Source organism: Methylophaga sp. UBA2012 (genome assembly GCF_002335235.1).
Classification (GTDB): domain Bacteria; phylum Pseudomonadota; class Gammaproteobacteria; order Nitrosococcales; family Methylophagaceae; genus Methylophaga; species Methylophaga thalassica.
In genome coordinates this window covers 1-23,124 of the sequence record NZ_DDCG01000012.1, presented here as the reverse complement: position 1 = coordinate 23,124, position 23,124 = coordinate 1, and the positions used below count along the sequence as shown (strand labels likewise).

25 protein-coding genes and 1 pseudogene are annotated in these 23,124 nt (G+C 42.2%); 16 read left to right on the top strand and 10 right to left on the bottom strand.

Annotated elements, in window-relative coordinates:
- Positions 1 to 5: 5 nt before the first annotated feature.
- From B2248_RS09540 to B2248_RS09500, 9 genes are all read left to right on the top strand, one after another.
- Positions 6 to 1,514: a thymidine phosphorylase family protein gene (locus B2248_RS09540; protein ID WP_273182815.1), complete on the top strand. Its 1,509-nt coding sequence runs from the start codon at positions 6 to 8 to the stop codon at positions 1,512 to 1,514.
- 16 nt (positions 1,515 to 1,530) lie between these two features.
- A complete protein-coding gene (locus tag B2248_RS09535) occupies positions 1,531 to 2,490 on the top strand; it encodes a ribose-phosphate diphosphokinase (RefSeq protein ID WP_273182812.1) in 960 nt (319 codons plus the stop codon).
- Positions 2,487 to 3,842 carry an MBL fold metallo-hydrolase RNA specificity domain-containing protein gene (locus B2248_RS09530; protein WP_273182811.1) on the top strand — a complete coding sequence of 452 codons (1,356 nt, stop codon included), beginning with the start codon at positions 2,487 to 2,489 and terminating at the stop codon, positions 3,840 to 3,842. Before B2248_RS09535 ends, B2248_RS09530 begins: the two co-directional genes overlap by 4 nt.
- Before the next feature lie 45 nt (positions 3,843 to 3,887).
- Positions 3,888 to 4,346: an ATPase gene (locus B2248_RS09525; RefSeq protein ID WP_273182808.1), complete on the top strand. Its 459-nt coding sequence runs from the start codon at positions 3,888 to 3,890 to the stop codon at positions 4,344 to 4,346.
- Between the two features lie 38 nt (positions 4,347 to 4,384).
- A complete protein-coding gene (locus B2248_RS09520) occupies positions 4,385 to 5,488 on the top strand; it encodes a phospholipase D-like domain-containing protein (protein WP_273182806.1) in 1,104 nt (367 codons plus the stop codon).
- Between the two features lie 219 nt (positions 5,489 to 5,707).
- Complete coding sequence (locus B2248_RS09515; RefSeq protein WP_007146163.1) at positions 5,708 to 5,842, top strand: acetate/propionate family kinase; 135 nt, start codon at positions 5,708 to 5,710, stop codon at positions 5,840 to 5,842.
- 23 nt (positions 5,843 to 5,865) lie between these two features.
- Complete coding sequence (locus B2248_RS09510; RefSeq protein ID WP_007146164.1) at positions 5,866 to 6,306, top strand: acetate kinase; 441 nt, start codon at positions 5,866 to 5,868, stop codon at positions 6,304 to 6,306.
- A gap of 23 nt (positions 6,307 to 6,329) precedes the next feature.
- The gene (locus B2248_RS09505) at positions 6,330 to 7,508 is read left to right on the top strand and encodes a cation:proton antiporter (RefSeq protein WP_273182802.1); all 1,179 of its coding nucleotides are present in this window, start codon (positions 6,330 to 6,332) and stop codon (positions 7,506 to 7,508) included.
- A gap of 90 nt (positions 7,509 to 7,598) precedes the next feature.
- The gene (locus B2248_RS09500; protein WP_273182800.1) at positions 7,599 to 8,039 is read left to right on the top strand and encodes an ion channel; all 441 of its coding nucleotides are present in this window, start codon (positions 7,599 to 7,601) and stop codon (positions 8,037 to 8,039) included.
- Positions 8,040 to 8,088: 49 nt separating this feature from the next.
- Here the strand turns inward: B2248_RS09500 and B2248_RS09495 are convergent, their stop codons facing one another.
- From B2248_RS09495 to B2248_RS09470, 6 genes are all read right to left on the bottom strand, one after another.
- The gene (locus B2248_RS09495) at positions 8,089 to 8,973 is read right to left on the bottom strand and encodes a DMT family transporter (protein ID WP_273182798.1); all 885 of its coding nucleotides are present in this window, start codon (positions 8,971 to 8,973) and stop codon (positions 8,089 to 8,091) included.
- A 78-nt stretch (positions 8,974 to 9,051) separates the two neighbouring features.
- Entirely contained in the window at positions 9,052 to 9,612 is a 561-nt protein-coding gene (locus B2248_RS09490; RefSeq protein ID WP_273182797.1) for a c-type cytochrome, read from the bottom strand.
- Between the two features lie 16 nt (positions 9,613 to 9,628).
- The gene (locus tag B2248_RS09485) at positions 9,629 to 10,960 is read right to left on the bottom strand and encodes an APC family permease (protein ID WP_273182795.1); all 1,332 of its coding nucleotides are present in this window, start codon (positions 10,958 to 10,960) and stop codon (positions 9,629 to 9,631) included.
- Between the two features lie 32 nt (positions 10,961 to 10,992).
- On the bottom strand, positions 10,993 to 11,742 hold the full coding sequence (locus B2248_RS09480; protein ID WP_007146170.1) for a copper resistance protein B: 750 nt from the start codon (positions 11,740 to 11,742) through the stop codon (positions 10,993 to 10,995).
- 10 nt (positions 11,743 to 11,752) lie between these two features.
- Positions 11,753 to 13,546: a copper resistance system multicopper oxidase gene (locus tag B2248_RS09475; protein WP_273182793.1), complete on the bottom strand. Its 1,794-nt coding sequence runs from the start codon at positions 13,544 to 13,546 to the stop codon at positions 11,753 to 11,755.
- Between the two features lie 34 nt (positions 13,547 to 13,580).
- Positions 13,581 to 13,862, bottom strand: coding sequence for a hypothetical protein (locus tag B2248_RS09470; RefSeq protein ID WP_040576540.1), 282 nt, complete (start codon positions 13,860 to 13,862; stop codon positions 13,581 to 13,583).
- Between the two features lie 203 nt (positions 13,863 to 14,065).
- On the opposite strand from B2248_RS09470, the gene B2248_RS09465 reads away from it, so the two are divergent.
- Both B2248_RS09465 and B2248_RS09460 read left to right on the top strand, forming a co-directional pair.
- Positions 14,066 to 14,761 carry a heavy metal response regulator transcription factor gene (locus tag B2248_RS09465; RefSeq protein ID WP_007146173.1) on the top strand — a complete coding sequence of 232 codons (696 nt, stop codon included), beginning with the start codon at positions 14,066 to 14,068 and terminating at the stop codon, positions 14,759 to 14,761.
- Complete coding sequence (locus B2248_RS09460; RefSeq protein ID WP_007146174.1) at positions 14,733 to 16,142, top strand: heavy metal sensor histidine kinase; 1,410 nt, start codon at positions 14,733 to 14,735, stop codon at positions 16,140 to 16,142. The genes B2248_RS09465 and B2248_RS09460 overlap by 29 nt, the downstream gene beginning before the upstream one ends.
- Before the next feature lie 350 nt (positions 16,143 to 16,492).
- On the opposite strand, the gene B2248_RS09455 is transcribed toward B2248_RS09460, so the two are convergent.
- The gene (locus B2248_RS09455) at positions 16,493 to 17,593 is read right to left on the bottom strand and encodes a hypothetical protein (RefSeq protein ID WP_273182789.1); all 1,101 of its coding nucleotides are present in this window, start codon (positions 17,591 to 17,593) and stop codon (positions 16,493 to 16,495) included.
- A 1,441-nt stretch (positions 17,594 to 19,034) separates the two neighbouring features.
- On the opposite strand from B2248_RS09455, the gene B2248_RS09450 reads away from it, so the two are divergent.
- Positions 19,035 to 19,232 carry a hypothetical protein gene (locus B2248_RS09450; protein ID WP_007146176.1) on the top strand — a complete coding sequence of 66 codons (198 nt, stop codon included), beginning with the start codon at positions 19,035 to 19,037 and terminating at the stop codon, positions 19,230 to 19,232.
- On the opposite strand, the gene B2248_RS09445 is transcribed toward B2248_RS09450, so the two are convergent.
- A complete protein-coding gene (locus tag B2248_RS09445) occupies positions 19,225 to 19,416 on the bottom strand; it encodes a hypothetical protein (protein WP_007146177.1) in 192 nt (63 codons plus the stop codon). The two genes, B2248_RS09450 and B2248_RS09445, sit on opposite strands and share 8 nt — an antisense overlap.
- A gap of 27 nt (positions 19,417 to 19,443) precedes the next feature.
- Between B2248_RS09445 and B2248_RS09440 the strand changes: the two genes are divergently transcribed.
- Entirely contained in the window at positions 19,444 to 19,695 is a 252-nt protein-coding gene (locus B2248_RS09440) for a nicotinamide mononucleotide transporter (protein WP_007146178.1), read from the top strand.
- A gap of 95 nt (positions 19,696 to 19,790) precedes the next feature.
- On the opposite strand, the gene B2248_RS09435 is transcribed toward B2248_RS09440, so the two are convergent.
- On the bottom strand, positions 19,791 to 20,651 hold the full coding sequence (locus B2248_RS09435; RefSeq protein ID WP_007146179.1) for a hypothetical protein: 861 nt from the start codon (positions 20,649 to 20,651) through the stop codon (positions 19,791 to 19,793).
- Between the two features lie 388 nt (positions 20,652 to 21,039).
- Here B2248_RS09435 and B2248_RS09430 point away from each other — a divergent pair, with 388 nt between their 5' ends.
- The 3 genes from B2248_RS09430 to B2248_RS09420 are packed head-to-tail and all read left to right on the top strand — an operon-like array spanning position 21,040 to position 22,732.
- The gene (locus tag B2248_RS09430) at positions 21,040 to 21,888 is read left to right on the top strand and encodes a DNA replication terminus site-binding protein (RefSeq protein WP_040576542.1); all 849 of its coding nucleotides are present in this window, start codon (positions 21,040 to 21,042) and stop codon (positions 21,886 to 21,888) included.
- Positions 21,885 to 22,247, top strand: a complete 363-nt coding sequence (locus tag B2248_RS09425) for a hypothetical protein (protein WP_007146181.1) — start codon at positions 21,885 to 21,887, stop codon at positions 22,245 to 22,247. Before B2248_RS09430 ends, B2248_RS09425 begins: the two co-directional genes overlap by 4 nt.
- Before the next feature lie 26 nt (positions 22,248 to 22,273).
- Positions 22,274 to 22,732 (top strand): hypothetical protein, encoded by a 459-nt coding sequence (locus B2248_RS09420; RefSeq protein ID WP_007146182.1) that lies wholly within the window; start codon positions 22,274 to 22,276, stop codon positions 22,730 to 22,732.
- Positions 22,733 to 22,990: 258 nt separating this feature from the next.
- On the opposite strand, the pseudogene B2248_RS09415 reads toward B2248_RS09420, so the two are convergent.
- A pseudogene (locus B2248_RS09415) lies at positions 22,991 to 23,124 on the bottom strand (Cd(II)/Pb(II)-responsive transcriptional regulator); the annotation flags it as partial.

Here is a 23,124-nt window from a genome sequence, read left to right as displayed (position 1 = left end):
TAGCCATGACTACATCACACTTACTGTCTATTGTTGATATGGGCATAGATACCCACCAAGAGCCTGTGGTATACATGCGAAGTGATTGCCATATCTGTCGTTCAGAAGGCTTCACCGCCAACAGCCGGGTCACGCTCCGTTTTAATGAAAACAGCGTCATTGCAACCTTGAATGTGGTTGATGGACAACTTTTGCCGTCAGGCACAGCAGGCTTATCCAGAATCGCCATGCACCGCCTGAGTGCTATTGAGGGGCAGAAGCTCATGGTCAGTCATGCCCCCGTCGTTACCTCATTGAGTCATGTACGAAAAAAAGTATTTGGCAACAAGCTCAGTGACGATGAAATTGCTGACATTATCAAAGACATCAGTGCGCACCGCTATTCTGATATAGAAATTGCCAGTTTTCTCAGTGTTTGTGCAGGAAGTCGTCTGGACGTTGATGAGATAATTGGCCTGACCCAGGCCATGGTTGAATGCGGTAAGCGCCTATCCTGGTCTGGTCAAAACATGATTCTCGATAAACACTGCATTGGGGGCCTGCCAGGTAACCGTACTACACCGCTGGTTGTTTCAATTGTCAGTGCGGCAGGGCTGGTCATTCCCAAAACATCATCAAGGGCGATCACTTCACCAGCTGGCACTGCAGACACCATGGAGACGTTGACTACCGTTAACCTTAACCTCAAAGAAATTCAGTGTGTTGTTGCTGACACTAACGCATGTCTTGCCTGGGGAGGTGCCGTTAACCTGAGCCCAGCAGACGATCTGTTAATTCGTATAGAACGTGCACTTGACCTGGACGGAGAGGGGCAACTTATCGCTTCCGTCCTTTCAAAAAAAATTGCTGCAGGTTCAACCCATGCAGTGGTTGACATTCCAGTTGGTCCCACGGCCAAGGTCCGCTCGGACAAAGAAGCCAACAGACTGGCTTCGCTGTTTACTCAGGTGGGTGCTGCTTGTGGCATCAACATCCGCTGTCTTATTACGGATGGTAGTCAACCTGTTGGTCTGGGGATCGGTCCCGTTGAAGAAGCACGGGACGTACTTTCAGTCCTACAGGGAGGCAATGATGCGCCGCTGGATCTCCGTGAGCGTGCTTTGTTCTTAGCTGCAAACCTGTTTTCTCTGTCATATCAGGAAAGTGTTGAACAAGGTCTCTTGCGAGCCACATCACTATTAGATAGCGGTAAAGCCTGGCAGCAATTTCAGCGCATAGTTCAAGCACAGGGTGGTATCAAACAGCTACCAGATGCCCGTTATCAGCATACGGAGCTCGTTCCAGAAGTCTGTTCAATCACTGAGATAGATAATCGTAAGTTAGCGCGTCTGGCAAAACTAGCTGGTGCGCCAGGCAGTCCCGCTGCCGGGGTGAGGCTGCACGCTAAAGTTGGTGACACCCTCAGTAAAGGGGAACCATTATTTACTTTATTCAGTGACAGTGAGGGAGAACGCGATTACGCACTCGCTTATTACAGTGAGCAGGGCAACCCTTTCACTATCAACTTGACTTAAAAGGCCCAGCGATCACATGCCAGCAGATTCAGTAAATCACATTCCTCCAAGTAAACAGGCAGGCATAGCACAACCCCTTGTATTTGCCATTGAGCCACATCCATTGCAACTATCACTTGCAGATCTGTTAAATGGGGAGACGGGCGAGTTCGACACAAGACAATTTCCTGATGGCGAATCGTATCTTCGTGTCCTGTCTCCAGTCGCTGGACGAAGCTGCCTGGTCATTGCCGATTTATCTCGACCAAACGCTAAGTATTTACCTTTGATCTTTCTGTTAAATACTTTGCGTGAACTTGGTGCTGCCAGTGTCGGCTTGATAGCACCTTACTTGAGCTATATGAGACAGGACCGGCGTTTCATGGAAGGCGAAGCAATAACATCAAAAATATTCGCGCAAGACCTTTCCCATCACATGGATTGGTTGGTCACTGTGGATCCTCATTTGCATCGCTATCATGCGCTGGATGAAATTTATCAGGTTCCTTCAACAGTAGTTCAAGGGGCACCGGCATTAGTTCAGTGGCTAAAAGAAAAAAAAGATTTGTTACTGATAGGACCTGACGCTGAGAGTGAGCAGTGGGTGTCTGAGATCGCTGAGCAAAGCAGTCATCCATTCGTTATTGGTACAAAAAAACGCTATGGAGATCGTAACGTCGAAATCTTTTTGCCTGATATTGACCAATACATTTCGCATACAGCAGTGATTATTGATGATGTGATTTCCAGTGGGCATACCGTTCTGGAGTGTATCAACACACTTAAATCAAAAGGCATCGCTCATATTCTATGTGCTGCTATACATGGCATTTTTGCTGAAGGTGTCGATATGGATTTGATGTCAGCTGGATTGGAATCACTGGTTACAACTAACACGATTGTTCACCATACCAACGGCATTGATATGGCACCGTTATTGGTTACCGCCGTGGAAGCTTTCTTATCAGAAACGACAATTCAGGGAGGTCAGTCATGAGAGTAACTTTTCTTGGCGGGACGGAGACAGTCACCGGTTCAAAATTTCTTGTGGAAACCGAACATAGCCGCATATTGATCGACTGCGGTCTTTTTCAGGGTTACAAATGGCTGCGGGAACGCAATTGGCAACCACTCGATCTGGAAGTCGATGAACTTGACGCAGTGATTCTCACCCATGCGCATTTGGATCATTCAGGTTATATACCCGTCCTTTTTAAACAGGGTTTCCGTGGACCGGTATTTACCCATCATGCTACCAAGAATCTATGTAGGATTTTGTTGGCTGACAGTGGTCATATTCAGGAAGAAGATGCGAGATATTACAGTAAACACAAATTAGGCAAACATGCCCATCCAGAACCACTTTATGACCGTCATACTGCTGAAAACAGTATTGAACTGTTTCAGTCCATCAACTTTGATGAACCAGTGGAAATAAAAGACTGTCGTTTTCACCTGCAACTGGCCGGACATATTCTCGGTGCGGCAAGCATTATCCTGGAAGCAGAAGGCAAACGAATAGGCTTCTCTGGCGATGTGGGCAGGTTTTCTGATGTGTTGATGAAAGCACCTCGACCTTTGCCTGCTCTTGACCATTTATTGTTGGAGTCGACATACGGAAATCGACAACATAGTGGTATCGATCCGTTCAAACAATTGGCGGATGTGGTTAGTAATGTGGCCCACCATGGCGGCGTCTTACTCATACCCGCTTTTGCCGTGGGACGAGCGCAAGCTTTACAACACATGCTTGCATCAATGATGGCTGACGAAGTTATTCCTGAAATGCCTATATATCTCGATAGCCCGATGGCGATTAAGGTTTCGGATGTTTTTTGCGAATTCAAAGACCAACACCGTCTTGATAGGGACCAATGTCATCGTATGTGTAACGTTGTCACCTATACCCGATCAGTAGAAGAATCCAAGGCACTGGCAGGGCAAACATATCCTCACATCATCATTGCGGGCAGCGGGATGGCCACTGGCGGACGCATTCTACATCATTTCAAAAGGTTGCTGGGCAACAACAAAACAACAGTATTGTTCACCGGTTATCAAGCAGGCGGAACACGGGGAGCTAAGCTTGTAGATGGTGTTGACGCAGTGAAAATTCATGGCGAGTGGATACCGGTGCGAGCTAGGATTGATTCAATATCAGGTTTGTCTGGGCATGGGGATTACATGGAATTAACCAGGTGGTTAAAAGATTCAGACTTAAAGCCAGGTACACAAATCCACTTGGTACATGGTGATAGCGAGGCACTTGAAGCTTTCCGCGTTCATCTGAACGAAAATACCCGATTTGCAGTTAATGTGGCTGAGAATAGGAGTGTTTTACATATATGATCTTTTGTAACACTAAACAATTTTTTCTTTAGTCGGGAGTGCCCCATGCAAGTAGAAACTTTAAGAGATGTATTACATTGGACAAGCGACTTTCATCAGCACCTGACAGCATGTTTAAAACATTGTGTCGACAGTAATGAAAGTGAACGAGCGAAAATGCTTCTAAAGTATTTATCAGAACATGAAGAAAAGCTTGCTCATGTGATCCATGAGTTTGAAACTAAGGGGGATGAGCATGCTTTAAACACCTGGTGTTATGAATATTTGAATAAAAACCCCATAGTTCAACATCACCATTGTGACGCGCCATTTTCTCAACTATCAACCACTGAAATTATGCGAGTGATTATCGATCAGCATAATCAAGTGATAGAACTTTATCGTTACTTGCATGATCGTGCAGATATTCCCTCGGCTCAAGAGTTGCTTGAGATGCTCAAATCCTTTGAGGAGCATGAAATGATGTTAATGGTTCAGTCTGCCAACCGTTTAGAAGATATGTAACGTAACTCTCATTACGGCGATCACATTTGGAAAAGCAGATGGATAGATGCAATTCATGCATTACGCTTCCTGATGACGCCAAGGAAGAGTTTATCGTCTTCGTTGAAGGTGATGAACTGTATGCAAGCATGCTATCTGCCATTTCAAAAGCGCAGCACTCAATACAACTGGAAACATATATCTTTGCCTATGACCAGATAGGAAAAACTTTTGTGAGTGCACTGGCAGAAAGAGCCAGAAATGGTGTTGAAGTCAGGGTGCTTGTTGATGCCGTGGGCTCATCACGCTGGTCATCACAGCAACTGATTAAAGCTTTGCGACAAAGCGGTGTGGAACTGCATTGGTTTCATACTTGGAGCTGGCAGCATCCATTACGTTATAACTGCAGGGACCACCGAAAACTGCTGGTTGTGGACAGTAAAGTAGCATTCTTAGGCGGCTTTAATATTCACAAGGAAAATTCAAAAAATTTATCCGGGGATGCACGCTGGCGAGATACACACATTCGGTTTACAGGTATAAAAGCGAACGAGGCATCACAGTTATTCGATCTTTTTTGGTCTGGGCACCTGCGAGAGGTAGTCAGCCAGCCAGCCACTGGCAGCCAGCTGTTACACAATCAAACTTTAGCTTGCCGACACCGGCTAAGATGCGAATATGCTTCAGTTTTTGAACAAGCAAAGCGCACTGTCTATATAACAACACCTTATTTTGTTCCTGATTCATACACTATTAACGAGCTCATTAAAACCTCAAACCGTGGCGTAGATGTCAAATTACTCGTTCCACGGAAAAGTGACGTCCGTATTGCATTATGGGCATCCCGAAGTCTTTACGCGCCAATGCTTGCAAGCGGTATAGAGATATACGAATTTTTACCTAGGATACTTCATGCGAAAACGGTTGTTATTGATAAAACCTGGTCGTTCATTGGTACAGCAAACCTCGACTACCGAAGCTTATTTATTAATTATGAGTTAACTCTGGTCAGTGCAAACAGGCATTTAAGCGAGACGCTCGAAGAACAATTTCTCTACGATCTCAAGGAAGCTGAAAAGGTATCTTCAGACCAGTGGTTTAAGCGTGACCTTTTAGCCAGGTTGGCTGGTTTAGTTGCTTCCATTTTGAAGCGATGGCTGTAAAGCGCTATGACATTAAACGAGATAATAACGGTGATCAAGCATCTGTGAGACTGAGATATTAGATTACTTTATACATTGAATGAGGGAATACATTATGAGTTCTGGCCGTAACGACAGCGTACGAGGATCAACTCTAGAAAAAATACATGCCTACTGGCAAGCCTGTAACTATTTGGCAGTGACAACTGCTAAAGTAATACAACAGCCGGCTCTGTCACGTTGCATCTGGGTAACGGTGCCATTCTTTGTGCTATACATAATGGTATTAGTGTTGATACATCTATGGGCTTTACTCCTGCGGTAGGCGTGATGATGGAAACCAGAAGCGGTGATCATGATCCCACCATTCCTTGATATATGTTCAGCACAGCTATGGGATGGGTCAAGATGAAGTAAATAAGAAATTAACTGCTGAATCGGGTTTAGAAGCAGTGTGTGGTTACCACAATATGCGAGAGTTCCTCAGTCGGATGCATTGTGGTGATATAGATGCAAAGCTGGCAGTTGATATGTTCGTTTACCGAGTCCGTAAAGCCATTGGTGAGTATATGGTGGTGCTTGGTCGCGTCGATGCCATTGTTTTCTCTGGCGGTATCGGGGAAAACTATCCAGAGATACGAGCACGCTGTTGTGAGGACCTTGAACAATTTGGCATACGACTGGAAGAGGTGGGGAAAAATAAGATGAAAATTAAAGCTGAACAGGTACAGATTTTGACAATGGAAAGTTTGACACATATTTTTGTTATCAAAACAAACGAAGAGTATCAGCTAGCAAAAGAAGCCGATAAGTATCTCACTAAAACCGCTTCTAACTAATGGGTCACTGACAGGAAAGTTCATTGATTATTCAAACTGTAGTGTTTCTGTGCATTGCTGCGATTCTCGCATTTAATGACAGTGTCTTTGAGCGGTTAAGATTGCCCAAAGCAGCCTTAACTTTGCTCCTAGGTATCATTATCGGGCCCGCAGTTTTAACATTGGTTCATTTGAATAAAGTCGAGCAGCTCCTTTCAGAAGGTGCCGTAATAATTATATTGCTTGCGGCCGGCTACAGTCTTAACTGGGACAGGTTTATGGCAGCCATAAAGCCTGGTCTTTTAGTTGGGTTGATGGGAGTACTACTTAGTTTGGTTTTAGGTTTCTCGGCCAGTTACCTGTTCAGGCACAACTTCGAAGAAGCCATATATGTCGGTATTGCTTTGTCTGCAACTAGTATCGGTTTGAGCGTATCGCTATTGAATTATGCAGGCAGCTTACAATCAAAGGTTGGACAAATACTGTTAGCCGCTGCTGTTGTAGACGATATTTTTGTATTATTTATATTAGCTACAGCTCATGCAGGCTTCAGTTCCGGCACTGATTCAAACGGTGTTTTGCTCTCTTTTTTGATGAGTCTTCTGATGTTATTTGCTCTGACTGTGTTGTTGAGTATCGTAGCAAGGCTAATAAATTCTTACTCGTTGAAGCTAATAAAATTTCCACGCAGAGCTTCTATTATCTTGATTGCATTTATTTCTGCAGGACTCACTGAAAAATTTGGCTTATCTCTGGTTATTGGCGGGTTCATCACTGGCGCAATTTTTTCTTTGTTTAAAAGCTCACCAACGGATTCAGATACAGTTTTTTTCAACAATTTAAGTAAAATCGCCGCGCCATTGTTTTTTTTAGCTGTAGGAATTCAGCTTACTGACATGACTATCGGAACTATTGATATGCTCTGGTACGTAAGTTTGATCTTAATTGCATCCATCTTAGGGAAAGTCATGTCACCCTTGATCATCGCGCCCCTTCTAAGCCCAAAAGAAGGTTGCTTACTAGGGTTTGCTATGCTCCCGCGCGCCGAAGTTGCAATAATTGTTGCTAGTATCGGTATGAAACAACAACACCTTTCTCATCACGCAATGGTAGCTTTAGTCATAATGACGGTAGTGACAGCAATACTAGCGTCAGTAGTAGTTCCCAAGTTGGCTAGCGTTATTTCAGCACCAAAGCCAAAAATGGACTCAACTCGAGAATGAAAGATCTAGACCAATGAATTTAATAAAGTGTTTCTCACAAACCGTCTTGGGCTCAGCTACTCAATCAAATGAAAAATAGAGGGTCATTGTATGTTGTTAATCACCTTCTCATTTATATTGGTTCTCACGGTAATCATGCATTATCAGTTTCTTAGTAATATGGCAGTGATTTTTGAGACCAAATGGTCTCAATCAACAAAATTGGTGCTGATTATTTGTGGGCTATTCATCGCTCATATTATGGAAATAATAGTTTACGCAATGGTCTACTATCACTCTGATTATATGCTGGATATGGGAGAGGCTAAAGAAAGTTTTCAACAATGGCCAGACGCTTTGTATTTCTCATTTGTGGCCTATAGTTCTCTTGGTGCCGGTGAGTTATCACTACCACAACCATTGATGCTTCTTTATGGCTTAGAAGCCATTAATGGCTTACTCTTAATTGCTTGGTCGGCATCATTTTCATTATTGGCAATGAATAGGGTGCATTTTTGTGAGTCATGTAAAACCGATGCTGAAGAGAGTTAAATCCATGTTTGTCAGCAGCGTATAAAGGGACAGTGAGACAGGAATCAGATTATGATTCAGTTTTTATACCTCCATTCGTGGCTGTTACCAACAAAATAGCCACGATGATAAGTCCTGCACCTAACCACTGTAGCTCTGTTAGTGTTTCTGAAAAAAAGTTAAGTCCCAGATACAGACCGAATACAGGAGTCAGGAAATTATATACGTTGAGCTTGTATAGAGGGGATCTGTGCATGAGCCAGAACCAAGTGACATAGGGAAGTGCGGTCCCGACCAATGCCAGCGACAGAAGGATAAGCGTGTAATTTAATTGCCAGTCTAATAAAGAAAAATCACTTGTGTTAAATGCCAGGAAAGCCAGAGGGATTGAACCAAATAATAGCTGGAGTCCCATAGCGATAAGGACATCAACCTGGCCCGCAATTTTTTTTAGCAAAACATTGCTAATAGCCACGCCGGTCGAAGCCAGAAACACATAAAGAATCCCTTGCAGTACAGTTTCCCCAGTATCAAATAGCGTGTTTGTTGAGATTATGATAATGCCGACAAAACCCACGACAGTTCCTGCCAGCGATATTTTCCCTAACTTTTCATTGAGTACATACCAACCCAACACGCCGGCAATAAGTGGCTGGGTGTTTGTTAGAACAGTCGCAAACCCGGGATTGAGTAATTTGCCAGCATAGAACATACCCCACAGGCCAAGTCCTGTTCCGCTAAACCCTATGATGCAGATATAAACCCAAATTCTGATAGTGTTGGGAAAGCGGCGATTGATGAGTAGCGCGATTGCAATAAGGACAGCACCCGCAGTGACTGCCCTCAAAAAAGCCGTTATCATCACTGGCGCAAAGGGCAGACTTAACTTGATGAGTGGGTAACAAAGCGCCCACATCAGCATTACAGCAATCGCACCGGTGTGAATACTTTTCAAACTAAAGCCCTAATCAATGAAATCATTGGCTTGTTGTTATTCACGATACTGAGTTTGATGAGCAGCCATTACAGTCATTCAATGACTGTGTGGGCTCTCCTCGCTGCCCCTAGCAGTCAGAATTTGGTACTGATCCGGAGAGAGTTCAGGCAGTTTTTTCAAGAAGGCAACAATATCCCATATACGTTGATCATCATGACCTGGAGCCCATGAGGGCATTGCCGAGGCCTTGATGCCATGCTTGATAATCCAGAAACGACGTTGATCACGTTGTTTCTCATTGAGTTTCTGAGATGATATTTTGGTTAGATCTGGAGGAGAAGGATAGAGTCCTTTTGTAAAGTCAGTTTCTGACGTAAATGGACTCAAATGACATGAAACACACATTTCGTTGTAGTCAGGTCCGCCTCTAAGTAATCTTGCTGGTGATGATAAATCATCTGGTACATGCACCTTTGCTGCAGCTTTAGCGACAGATCTCTCTCTTAGTGTTTCTAGCAACCAAAAAGTCCCTTTGTTATGTGGCACATCTGCACCAATCTGGTATAGCCCTGAGTAGATAAAAATAAATACTGCTAGAACAGCTGCCAGAATTAAAAATAATAAAGCTTTGATGAAATAAGTAAAATGTGATTGCATTGTTAATTCTCTGTTGTTAGTAATCATCTGCTGAATGAGAATTTAAAAAGGCTTTTTCTACAAACAAGATAGTGGCCATTATGCCCAGAGCAACACCCAGTATGACTGGATCGCTTAACCACTTACTAAGACTAAATCCAGCAAGCAAAACCACATTGAAACAGATGGCGATGACAGGGATGACAGGGCTGGCATTAATATCCTCACGCAGGTGCCTCAATACCCCCCATTGAATCGCCATATCCATGATCAAGTAAAGAATAATACCCAGAGAGGCAATCCGGCTCAGATCAAAAAATAGTGTTAATACCAGCCCCAGAACGACAGTATAGACAAGGGTGTGCTTTTGAATACTGCCGGGCATGCCAAAATGGCTGTGTGGGACCAGTTTCATTTCAGTCAGCATAGCCAGCATCCGTGATACAGCAAAAACACTGGCCATCAGACCGCCAGCAGTTGCCACAATGGCGATGATGACTGTGAACCAAACGCCGATTTCACCCGCGGCTGGCCTTGCTGCAGCAGCGAGGGAGTAGTCCCGCGCAGTAATTATCTCCTCAATCGTGAGATTCCCTGCCACGGACCAACCAACAAGGGCATAAATAATGATGCAAGCGGCAATAGAAATAATAATGGCCTTGCTGATATTTTTTCGCGGGTTTACTACCTCAGAACCGCTATTGGTAATTGTGGTAAAGCCTTTAAATGCTAGAACACCGAGTGCCGTGGCAGCGATGAAAGCATTCCAGTTGCCCGGTACGGCTGAAAGATTGATGTCAGATTCCAGACCTTGTCCCGATCTCAGCATGAGGTAGAGGCCTAACAAGCCGAAGACAATAATGCCAACAATTTTGACTACGCCCAGAACATAAGCCGTTCCTTGAATATATTTGTTGCTCGTTAGGTTGACCAGAAAAACGGCGACTAACAGACATGCCCCAAGCACAGGCACCCAGAAATCCGTGTTTTCAACATCAAAAAGTTGCAGGGTGTAACTACCAAAGGTTCTGGCCAGAAAACTCTGGGCGATGACCATGGAGACATACATGAGCAGGGCATGAAATGCCGTAGTCAGGGAGTGGCCATACATCTTATGCAGATACATGCCGATACCGCCTGCTGACGGGTATTTGTCAGAGACCTTGATGTAGGAGTAGGCGCTGAAACTGACGACGATAGCTGCTGCCAGAAAGGCAAAGGGAAAGGCAGATCCAGCCAATTGTGCCATCTGGCCGGTCAGTGAAAAAATCCCAGCCCCAATCATCACGCCGGTGCCCAATGCGGCGGTGCCTGTCAGAGATAAACTGTTTTTCTGATAATGCGTACTGTGATCATCGTGGTCTGACATCTGTCATCCCTATTTTTGCTGTAAATTTGTGACTAAAACCACATACGAACGCCGGCTACCAAGCCAAATTCATTGTGGTCTTTCCCCTGAGCCTGTTCCAGATCCGCAGTCTGTCCAAGGGCACTACGCCAGTAAGCGCCAATGTAGGGGGCAAACTCTCGACTTAACTCATATCGATAGCGAAGTCCCAACCTAACACTATTGATGCCGCTGGGTCGGTCATACTCCAAAGCATCAGTGAATGCCGCATTAAGTTCCAGCCTGGGTTGTAGATAGGAAACTTGTGAAAGGCGAATGTCATATTCAGCTTCAACTTTAGCTGAGACATCACCATCCTCATTAATCTGTAATGCGTTATCCATTTCAAAACGGTATGGTGCCAGACCGAACAGACTCACGACGGCATAGTGTTCAAGGTTAACATCAGACTTTAATGAGCCTCGCGCGCCCAGACCTGCCTGTAGCTCCCAAAAAGGAGAGATCAGCTTGCTGCCCAATATCTCAGTTCGCTCCAGTTCCGAGGGCTCGCCATCATTCAGCTGATTTTCGCCTTCACTTTTGAAGTACACCCGTGCTTCATCACCACCATACCAGGCCAGCATATCCCAAGTCGCCACATTGTCACCATTGTCATTTTGACTGATTTCCAGGCGGTCAATCATCAACTGTCCAGTGTAGTAGGGCTTGACAGGTTCTGGCCAGTCATCCTCGGCATGCTGAGCCATGACAGCAGATGACAACAACGCTAATGACATTGATAGCAATGCAATAAATTTCTTCATAGCAGACCTCTTAAGCAACAGAAACGACACGGAACATGCCAGCTTCCATGTGATAAAGCAGGTGACAATGGAACGCCCAGCTACCTAGCGCATCTGCACTGATTTGCAATGACACCACTTCGCTTGGTTTGACGCTGATGGTATGCTTTCTAGGCCTTGGATATTGACCATTTTCAAGCTCCATCCACATCCCATGCAGGTGGATCGGATGCTCCATCATGGTGTCATTAACGAGTATCAGCCTCAGCCTTTCGCCATAGTGAAACTCAATCGGACCATCAACCTCTGTGAACTCGATACCGTCAAAAGACCACATGTATTTTTCCATGTTGCCGGTCAGGTGTAACTCGATTTCTCTTACGGGTTCCCGTTCATCCGGCCATGGATGGGCCCCAATCAGATCCCCGTAAACCAGCACACGGTGATCAACATGCTCAAGTCCCACGCCAGGCTCATTCAGACGACTGACCGGGTTCTCGGCAATCATCGCGGCACCGGGGCCATGGCCGCCGTCCTGGTGCGTGACTTTTATTTTCGGGGCAGAGGGAAGGCCAGCATGACCTGAATGGTCGTCAGTCATCTGCTTCATATCCATGTCGGACATATTGTCCATCTGATGGGTCTGATTACCATCGGACATCGTCCCCATATCATCTTTCATGGCCATCGCTGACATATCATGGCCCATGCCCATCGCTGCCATGCCTCGTTCTGGGGTCGGTCTCAGAGCGGGCACCTCGGCTGACTGGCCCATTTCCGTGGCGAGCGTGCCGCGAACATAACCACTTCGGTCCATACTTTCGGCAAAAAGGGTATAGGGGCGGGTGTCTTTGGGTTGAACAACGACATCATAGGTCTCTGCTACACCTATTCTGAACTCATCAACAGTCACTGGCATGACGGGTTGACCATCGGCAGCTACTACAACCATCTCCAGCCCCGGAATTCTGAAATCAAAAAACGACATAGCCGAGCCGTTGATGATTCTGAGACGTACCTTTTCACCTGGTTTATAGAGTGCCGTCCAGTTAGTCTGACTGTCCCGACCGTTCATCAGATAGGTGTAGGTCGAGCCAGTGACATCTAGAATGTCCCGAGGACTCATACGCATACGGTTCCACATCGAGCGCTCTTTCCATGTTTGCTCGAATCCCTGTTTGTCTATGTCATCAAGCGTGTCAAAAATGGTGCGCTGATGGTAGTTGTAGTAGCCTTCAGCCACTTTAAGGTGTCTGAATACATCATGCGGATCTTCAAAGGTCCAGTCACTGAGCACAATCACATGTTCCCGGTCAGCACCGATATCACCATCCGCCGAGTCAATAATCAGAGGGCCCAAGTGGCCAAGTTGTTCTTGCATCCCTGAGTGACTGTGATACCAGAAAGTCCCGTGTTGTTTAACGTCAAACTCGTAATTAAAGGTCTGTCTCGGTTTGATGCCCGCATAGCTCACACCGGGCACACCATCCATATTTTCCGGCAGGATAATGCCATGCCAATGAATAGACGTGTCCTCATCAAGTGCATTCGTCACATTCAGCCTGGCACGCTGACCTTCCCTGAGTCGAATCAGTGGACCAGGCATAGAACCATTAATAGTGATGGGTCTGGTCATCTGGCCTGCAACAGTCATAGGCTGGCGCTCTACCAGCAAATCGACTGTCTCATTGCTGTCGATAATCTGCCCATAACTCCGACCCAGAGGGCTTGCCCAGGCAGGCGCCATTTTTGCCAGCAAAAGTGTCGAACTCACTTTTAACGCTGACGAGAGAAACTTTCTTCTACTTGATAGCGGTGACGTCATAATTGATAGTCATTTATTGATTAATTAGTTTCACTTACTGGTGATTATGTTGCATGTCAGATTTTTTATCTGTGGTTGAATTCTTATGATCATTTGAATGTCCCTGCATATCATGTGACATACATTTTTGCATCATTGCCTGCGTAACAGGGTCATTCATGTCCATCTTACCGTGATCCATATCTTTCATTGCAGTACAATTCGGTTCTTTACTGCTACCCATGTTTGCGTGATCTTCTTGTTCGTGTGCATAGAGACTTATAGGAACTTGGAGTGCAACAACTGACATGACTATGTGAACTAATTTTATTTTCATTTCATTTTTCCTAGTTATTTGATTTCTATTTAATAGCGAATTTTATTTCAACTTTTTTGTAGTCTACTTGTTCATTTATTACATAGACATTGCTCAAACATGACAATAATGTAATTCTCAGTCAAATATGCATCGAGTATGCTGAACTAAATATATAAGGTGCAAACATAGCATTTATTTGCTGATTTTTAGGGAAGGTGTAAATGCGCATACTCGTTGTTGAGGACGAAGCAAAAACAGGTAATTACATTAAGCAGGGATTAACCGAAGCCGGTTTTCTCGTCACGCTATCTTCAAATGGCTTGGATGGATACCACCATGCTATGACTGAGACTTTCGACTTGGTCATCTTGGATGTCATGCTGCCTGATGTTAACGGCTGGAAAATTCTTCAGGCGCTGCGTGAATCAGCTAACCAGACACCGGTGTTATTTTTAACAGCACGGGATAGTGTTAATGACAGGGTAAAAGGCTTGGAGTTGGGAGCGGATGATTATCTCGTCAAACCTTTTGCATTTGTGGAACTGTTGGCAAGGGTAAGAAGTTTGTTACGTCGCGGGACTTTGTCAAATATATTTGATCAGTTCAATATCGCTGACTTGTTAGTCGATTTGCCTTCGAGGAAGGTCAGCAGGGCAGGGAAAAAAATTACTTTGTCTCAAAAGGAATTCCTGTTGTTGGAACTATTCATCCGTAGAGAAGGTGAGGTGTTGCCAAGATCATTAATAGCCTCTGAAGTCTGGGATATGAATTTCGATAGTGATACCAATGTCATTGATGTTGCAGTAAGGCGGCTACGCGCCAAAATTGATGATGATTTCGACATTAAGTTAATACATACCATTCGTGGGATGGGGTATAAATTTGAGTATGAGACTCAAGGCAATGATAAGGGGTAAGCTGGGTCAGCTCTCGTTGACTTTAAGGTTGATGATGTTTGCTGGTACTGCAATAACGCTGAGCTTGATCTTCAGTGGTTTCTTGGTACTGAAGTCCGTCAAACACCATTTTGCAGAGCAGGACTATGAGGAATTAACTGTCGTACTTGAGAGTATTAAGCACCAATTGAACAGCATTGATGCTGATAGAGCAAAAGTTCAGAACGCTTTATCAAAAGCGATCTCAGGTCATCATGGTATTTTTTTCCGTGTTGATACTGAAAATGGAAAACCAATATTTCTTTCCAGAAACGCTGAGTTTCTTGAGCATCTTGAATATGAACAAAAACTAGAAATAGCCAGTCGAGAACAATTGAAAAAATGGCAAATCGGCAGTGGTCTTTATCGAGGATTGATTGCTGAGCTCACTGTTAATGGTCAGACATATAACGTAATAACTGCTATGGACATGGCCTTTCACAAGCAGTTTCTTGATAAATTTACAATAAAGATGTGGCTAATGATGTTAGTTATAGGCATTATCACCATAAGTGCCACTTGGTTTGTAATTTATCAGGGCCATCAACCTCTCAAGTCTCTGAGTACAAAAATCAGAAACATTCAGACAAACCGACTCAATGAGAGAATTAATTCAAATGAATTGCCTATTGAGCTCAGAGGACTTGCTCTATCATTCAACGAAATGCTGCAACATGTAGAAGAGGGGTTTGAACGTTTATCTAATTTCACATCTGATATAGCTCATGAGTTAAGGACGCCATTAACAAATATCATAACACAGAACCAAGTCATGATTGTTCAGCAACGCTCATCAGAGGAATACAGAGAGCTACTTTATTCTAACCTTGAAGAACTAGAGCGTCTTGCTAAAATGGTTAGCCAAATGCTCTGGCTGGCTCAGAGTGACAACAATCTCATCAAACCCGCTTCAAATTTTATTAATTTAAATCAAGAAATTAAAGAATTATTAGAGTTTTTTGAGGCATTAGCTTCAGAAAAAAATATCAGGCTTATTCAGGAAGGAGAAGTGCCGTGGATATATGCTGATAGAGATCTCTTACGACGTGCAATATCCAACCTTATTTCCAATGCTATTCGATATACTCCCTCTGGTAAGGAATTCCGGATCGTGTCAAGTGTCAAGCATGATGACATAATCCAGCTTGATTTCATTAATCCTGGTCAGCCAATTCCTACTAAACACCTTACAAAAGTATTCGACAGGTTTTATAGAGTGGACTCGTCTAGAAGTGATAACACAGAGGGTACAGGATTAGGATTGGCAATAACAAAATCTATAATCGAAGCACATAGAGGGAGTATTAGTATAACTTCAAATCATCAACATACAACAATCAGTTTATGTTTACCTACAACTTAAGCAAACAACAGTTAAGTGTAGAAAATATAATAATCATAAGGTATCTAGTTTATATATCGCTAGACTTAAAGAAATATTCAATCGATTGCCTAGATCTAGAGAGTAAACTAAAATATCAATATTTTCCATTATAAAAAGTACTACAACTTTCAATAGATTTTCTAATTGTCAAAGACAACTTACTTTTAATTTTTTCTGTATTATCTTTTGATATAAAGCCACCCTAATATTCCTGTAATTATTATTAGTAATGTAATTTGCTATTTAGTAAGACTTCATATTGGATATCTACTAGATATCTAAATAATATCTATTGAGTAAGTAGAGCAATTATCAAAAGAAAAGATTGTTTATTTCTTTGAAATTCGTTGTGCTTTTTCCCTTATAATCTTTTGTCTGGCATTTGCAGCTTTCATTTCTTTGATGAATTTCATTGAAGCATGCAACATAAAAATAGCATCAACTATTTTTTTCCCGTCTTTGACACTATTCATTTCATATCTCATCAAAATACCGCTTTCCACTAATTCTTCAACGGCCATTTTTAATGTTTCTATTCGTCTAGTAATGAGTTTGTGATGCATTAGCCCAGAATCACGATCTATCTCACTAAAGATGATTTTATAAGCAGGTGCATCAATTCCTGCATTAATGAACCTATCTGCTAGTCGTTTAAATAACCATCTTGCTAATGGCTGTTTAAGACTCATTGCATCTGCGTAGTTGTACTGACGATAATCAAATTTATTAATAGCTCTACTTATAAGTGATGAGAATTTTACTGCAGAAAGGGCATTACTATCTGTTCTATAAGCAGCTCTATCTTGAAGTAACTTGTCAGAGAGTATGTTTGAACTATATGCCTGCTTACCATTTACAGTGATTGTTAGACGACAGTTTTCCATGATTTCTAGTGCCTGTTTAACTTCATCATGGCTACGAACTTTTCCAAAAGCTTTAAGTTCTTTGACAATCATATTTATTGTGAATTTGCACCAAGTTTCATCTCGATCGGAGTCATGAAATCCATGTCTTTGTTGAAGGAAGATTTTACGTAAAATATCTTCAATTAATTCTTCAGACTCTGCAGGATAAAAGTCCTTTTCTTCACCACCTACTTCTATGCGTGCTGGTTTTAATTCCATTTCACAAATCTCACCAGCTGGTGATTGAAATTTTTTCCTAAGAATAGGTAAATTACCCGCTTCGTTACGCATAGCAGCTTGGATTTGTCGTGATACGCTGTATCTTGGAATGGAATCCCAAAAACTTAGTAAGTTTGATAACTGCTCTGTATCACCTGAAGGACCAAGCAAAGTAGCAAACAAATCATAGTTCTGACTGCTTTGAGGGAAAGCCGGTGCTTTATCTTGTGATTCCTGAATGTCGTCTAGAATAGAACGAGCATTTTTTTTTGTATCATTTTCGTCTTTCAACTTATTACCTGACATTCCTGTGTGATACCTTTGTCCTAAGAACTGTACTAGGAGATGATGACATAAAAAACATATGACGCAAGCCTTTATCTTCTTGAAAGAAAGATGGTCTTTTTTTATAAGAGGAGTAGAGGAGAGGAAAGGCTGATAAGATCAACATTATCAAATAGTTATGACTAATAAAATCCTCAAAACCTAGAACCTGATAATTTTTTACCACATTAAAACAACAAATAACCTCAAAACCTAGATACTGAAGTATCAACTCTCCTTGAAACCTTGAAGGTGTCTCCCGAAAACCTTGAACATTTTATTAAATTTTGGCTCTTAGAATTTAACATAATGTTGTGGATAACTAGTGCTCTCCTCAAAACCTTGAATAAAAATCCTAAGAACCTAGATGGGGAAGGATTAACTATCCCGAAAACCTAGAATGTAATGTTCCTTAAACTCTCCTGAAAACCTAGTACCCAGGCGCAAAAAGAACCCTTTAGGTACAAAATCAACTCTCCGGAAAACCTCGAACGTAGCCTTAACTATCCTGAAAACCTAGAACCCTAAATGCTAGTTAATTAAATTATCAGTGGAGGCTTTGTCCAACTCTCCGGAAAACCTCGAACGGAAATCCATATATTTCATATACTTATAAAATTGATGTGATAACTATACTTATTAACTGTCTCTGTTGCACGTTAATTTTCATATAAATCGATTTAAAATTAAGCCTTGGTCATTCTGTGAAATGAATTCGCTAAATTTCATTATCTTTGTCTTGTCTTACTCTCCGCAATTCCTAGAATCCTATCCATATAAAACAGTAGCTTAAGTAAGTCTCCTGAAAACCTTGATACCAATTCACTCTTATTTATTGCATCTGTCTAGCCACTAACTCTCCGGAAAACCTCTACCATTACTAGAGCTTTTTATGAGTAATAAAAAGAGTGTAAATACTCTAACTCTCCGCAAAACCTAGAACCTATACATATATAAATCAATGATATAGACAAGTCTCCTAAAAACCATGAACCTTTTGGTTTGTTAACTCTCCGCAAAACCTCGATATAAACTATATACAAAACAACAAGATATATAAGTCTCCTGAAAACCTAGAGGGTGATTATTTAATAACTCTCCCGGAAACCTCTATCCGGTTATTGGTGTTAATAAATGTGATTTGTATAAGAGAATCTAATGAGAAGTGTGAAGAAGATCACTACCATGCTTTGACTCAGCTGTAAGTAAGCGCTATCTTTATCTTACTGATTTTGTACCTACTATTTTTTACTAGTTAGGTATGAAGTGTTCGTTCAACACACCAACTGAACGCTCAATAACTCACCTGTAAACAGGTGCTGTCAATTAATCGTGATTATCTGTAAGCAGATGATTTACCCATAGGGGAATACATTCCCTTGTGGGCATTGTGTTCTCCTTTTTTATCTTTAAGGAGTCCACCATGACAAAAACTAACGTTCTTGAAGTAAGTTTTGAGAATTCGTCTGAGCAAACGCTGGAAGACACCATGAACGATCTGATTACATTATCAGATAGCATGACTACACCGGCTGGCAAAAAGACAATTGAGGCTGCTATTGAAGCAATTGCTGAAGAGCAACGTCGACGAGCTGCTAAACCAGTTCTTGTTTCTATTTAGGTTTCCGCTGATTATCTGCAGCAAGAGTTAACGCCCCTTTGGGCGTTAACGAATCTGCAATCTGAAAGGCAGTATCTCTATCTTTATCTATTACCAACGCTTTTATTATCTCATTAGCTTTTTCGACTTCTAATGCCTCTCGATTGCCTTGGATGATTTTCAGAGATTTCTTCTTATCTGCCATTTAGTTTCCGTAAATTTAGGGGAGCTTATGAAAGCAATACTCAATTTAACAAAACAAATGACCTGGTGCGAGTTTGCCGGATCATTATTTGGACTGATAGGTGCGTTTGTTCTGGCCAGACAGGACCAGGGATCAGAAGCTGGGTTTATATTCTTTTTAATCTCAAACCTATTCTTTATACATTTTTCTATAACTAATCGTTATTTCGCTTTACTCGCTATGCAAATTGGCTTCACAGCAACAAGCTTGATGGGCATTTACAACGGTTTTATTCTCTAATTACTCAATCCATACTTTAAAGAAGTATCAGACTGAGCCCTCATGGGGCTCAGCCACTTCAGTATAGCTTTGTTCAGTCTTTAAATAGCATGGCATTATTGCTGACCTGCTTGTTTGAGAATGGCAGCATGGCACTTAAGGTTGGCGAGCACACCTTCAACACCAATTTCTGGTCTGTTTTTCATTAGTTGAGCCAAAATAAGCCCGCGAATCTCAAAAATATCACTTGCAGAGATTGGTACAGCAATTTGGTTGTAATCTTTTGCCGACATATTTAGAAAATAGTTCTTTCCCTGGTTTTCGATCATCAATCGCTTTGTATTGTCAGCGCCATAGTTCGAGAGTTCAACTTTCTTCAATAAGCCAAACATGACAGCAGCGACATTGGGTAAATCACTCCGAGTAATTTGGATTCTTAGCTTTTTATTCCAATCGTATTTGCGAGGAGCTACTGACACAGCACCATCGATAGCAATAGTGTCATCTTCATCACGAGTCTTGTCATAAGCAAAATAGAGAGCGGCTTTACTACCATAGACATGATGGCCAACAAACTCTACCGGTGCAGTTTGTTTTTGAGACTGTTCATCATTTGTATTGTGATGGGTAGGGTGATTATTGTCAGCCTTATCTTCAGAGTCCATTTGCTGATCAGAATATTGAGGTCGAAAGTGATTCATTGGACGTTGATCGAGGTTGTTTTGAGATGGGGCTGAATCCACTAAATCCTGATGCTGAGATTCGTTTATTACAAAAACTAAGCCAGGCTGCTCTTTATAGTGAGCCAGTATTGTAATCAGATCATCACGTGCTTTTGGATTAGATGTGCAATGTGCAAGAGCTTTAGCAAATTGAGCTACCTGACTGACGAAATGTAAACCTTTATCAGTCACTCGCATCTTTATACCTACGGTTTTCAGGATCTGATTTGTATTTTCAACAGTGAGAGATGACATAGACGCTTCCTGTAATAATTTACTATTACATGCATATTATAACACAATCACAGTAACGCAACTCTACAACTAAGCCTTCTCTTTCTGCCTTGAAATATAGGTTTTCCTCCGCTGTATAAATCCTTTTGTTTTTTATTTTTTTATATTCTTTTTTTACTATCTATTTATGTCTATTTAACGCTACGTGGGGCATTCATAGTAGTTGATATTTGATGAATAAATGTATGACCGTCTAGCAAAGACTTAATACGATCACGGTTGGCTATGCAGGCTAGAAAGGTGTGTTTTATTCGGAAAGAGTATAAAGCTTGTTATACGGTGGTTGTGTTATATTATGCATTATATAAATTATTCTAAAAGGCTATTTATGACTATGGCGCCAGAGATAATGAGTCTTATTGAGCGTTTTGAAGAGATATATCTACCATTGCGAGAACTGCAGCATGCACTAGCAGAGTTTGTCCGTGTAGATAATGAATATCCATATTGGGCTCATCTGGATGCGAGTAGAGAGCTAGTCGCATCACATATCGAATCTATGGAGTACCAGGATGATGATTCCAAAGCGGGGAGTACTTCGTCTATGCCTGCTGTTTTGGGCGTACCCTATGGAATGCTCTACGAAGTACGTGCAATTAATGAAATGAGAGAAAACCTTATGGCTTTTCTCCGTGAATCCGACAAAGAGACTACTCCTGAGGGACTTCGACTGAGCAAGTATTTGTTAGAGAAAGCAGGATTACATCGTTTTAATCGTAAAACTGCTGGTCGGACGTTTCGCGTACTTGATAACAAGCCCGAATCTATCAGTTTTATCTGGTCGCAATCAAGATCAACACATAAACTGTCGCGAGATGAGGCCATAGAGGTCGCTAATCGTAAAATTGCAAAAGTGCGTGATCAAAAAGAGCTTCAAATTTTAAAATCTGAGCATGCTAGGTTAATGGAATTACCCGAAGATGAAATTCTGGCCAGAGTTTATGTGACAACCGCCCAACCCAAAATGAATATAATCATTCAAGGTAAGCGTATGCCGGTCACGACTGCTCATTTACCTTTATTCTATCCAGCTGATAGCGATGAACAACTACCTATCATCATCCCATTAGCAGAACAATGGGAAGACAGACCACGTATCAGGCGTAGTGATGCTACGTTATGTGAAACGGCTTACTGCCCATTATTAAATATCTATCGTTATCTACCCGAGGATAAGCTTAGGAAAAAGAAAAAATGACAGGGACTCTTCAAACTTTTACATGGCTTACAGCAGTAATTGTTACCGGGATTTGTTTCTCTAACCTAGCTGATACACTAAATCAACCCAGTCCTAAGGAATTTTTACTAATTTCTAACGGCTGTATTGCTGAGCAGAATCTTCGTCATGGTAAGTGTCCGAAATTATTACTATTTGGCGTAGATGCTTCTTTATATCTCTACAATCCTAGCTATAAGGCCATAATCAGTGAATCTCCTAATGACTTTTCAAATATTGTTCAAATGAGAGAGCATATGGTGCAAGAGACTCATAAATTTGCTGAACAAAAAGGCATTATGTTGTCTGACAGTTATACTTCTCACTGGCCTAAGCCCTAATTAAAAACGTAACATGGAGGTTCATTTTGCTAGAAAGCAATGTCATTAAACTGGCAAAAGCTAGACTTGAGGCTTTAAAAGTACTTGCCGCTGATCACATTGAGTTTCAGGACGTATTCAGTTTATACAGTGAAATTAAAGGGCTGGTGGACCTTCGATATATGAATCCAACCCACCTTTCTGATGATGCAATCAATGAATTAATATTGATAGACAATCTCGCCAGCCTGACGATGAGAAACGTTAATCCTGCAGCGATAAAAGTCAGAACAGAACAAGGCGCCCGACTTGATGAATATATGACTATGAACGAGCGTGAACTTATCGATCTCATATTTAAACACGGGGGCCGCTTTAACAATCAGGACGCCATCTCTGTTGCAATTCACCGTGGACTACTCGACGACGTATTAAGTGAGCGTCTCGCTTACGAACAAGTAGCCAAAAGAGAAGTTGAGGCGAGCATGAGTGTACTTCATGATTGAGTTCTTTTTGGTGAAAAACTAACAAAAGCTGTACTAGTTCGGGCTTGATGTGATAGTTATCCGTTTTAGATAAACGTGTCTGTCAGATTAAATTTGAGCTAAATTCTTTTTTACCCAAATTAATTCCCTATCGTCCAAGGTTGCCATTGGTGTATGACCATTACATATTTTGGGTGTCCGGATTTAGTGCATGATTTTACTCTGCATTAGAATGAGGCAAGCAAAAATACCATCGGATTATCTGGTTATGGCTTCGACCTACTGCTTATGCGCACTCCCTTTGCCGATTCCAGCAAGAACCCCACAAGCCCCAACTTCCCGGCCATCGCTACAACCCGCTCTCAGCGAGACAAGTTGTTTCTCAAGCTCTTGCAGAGCAGTTATTTGCGACC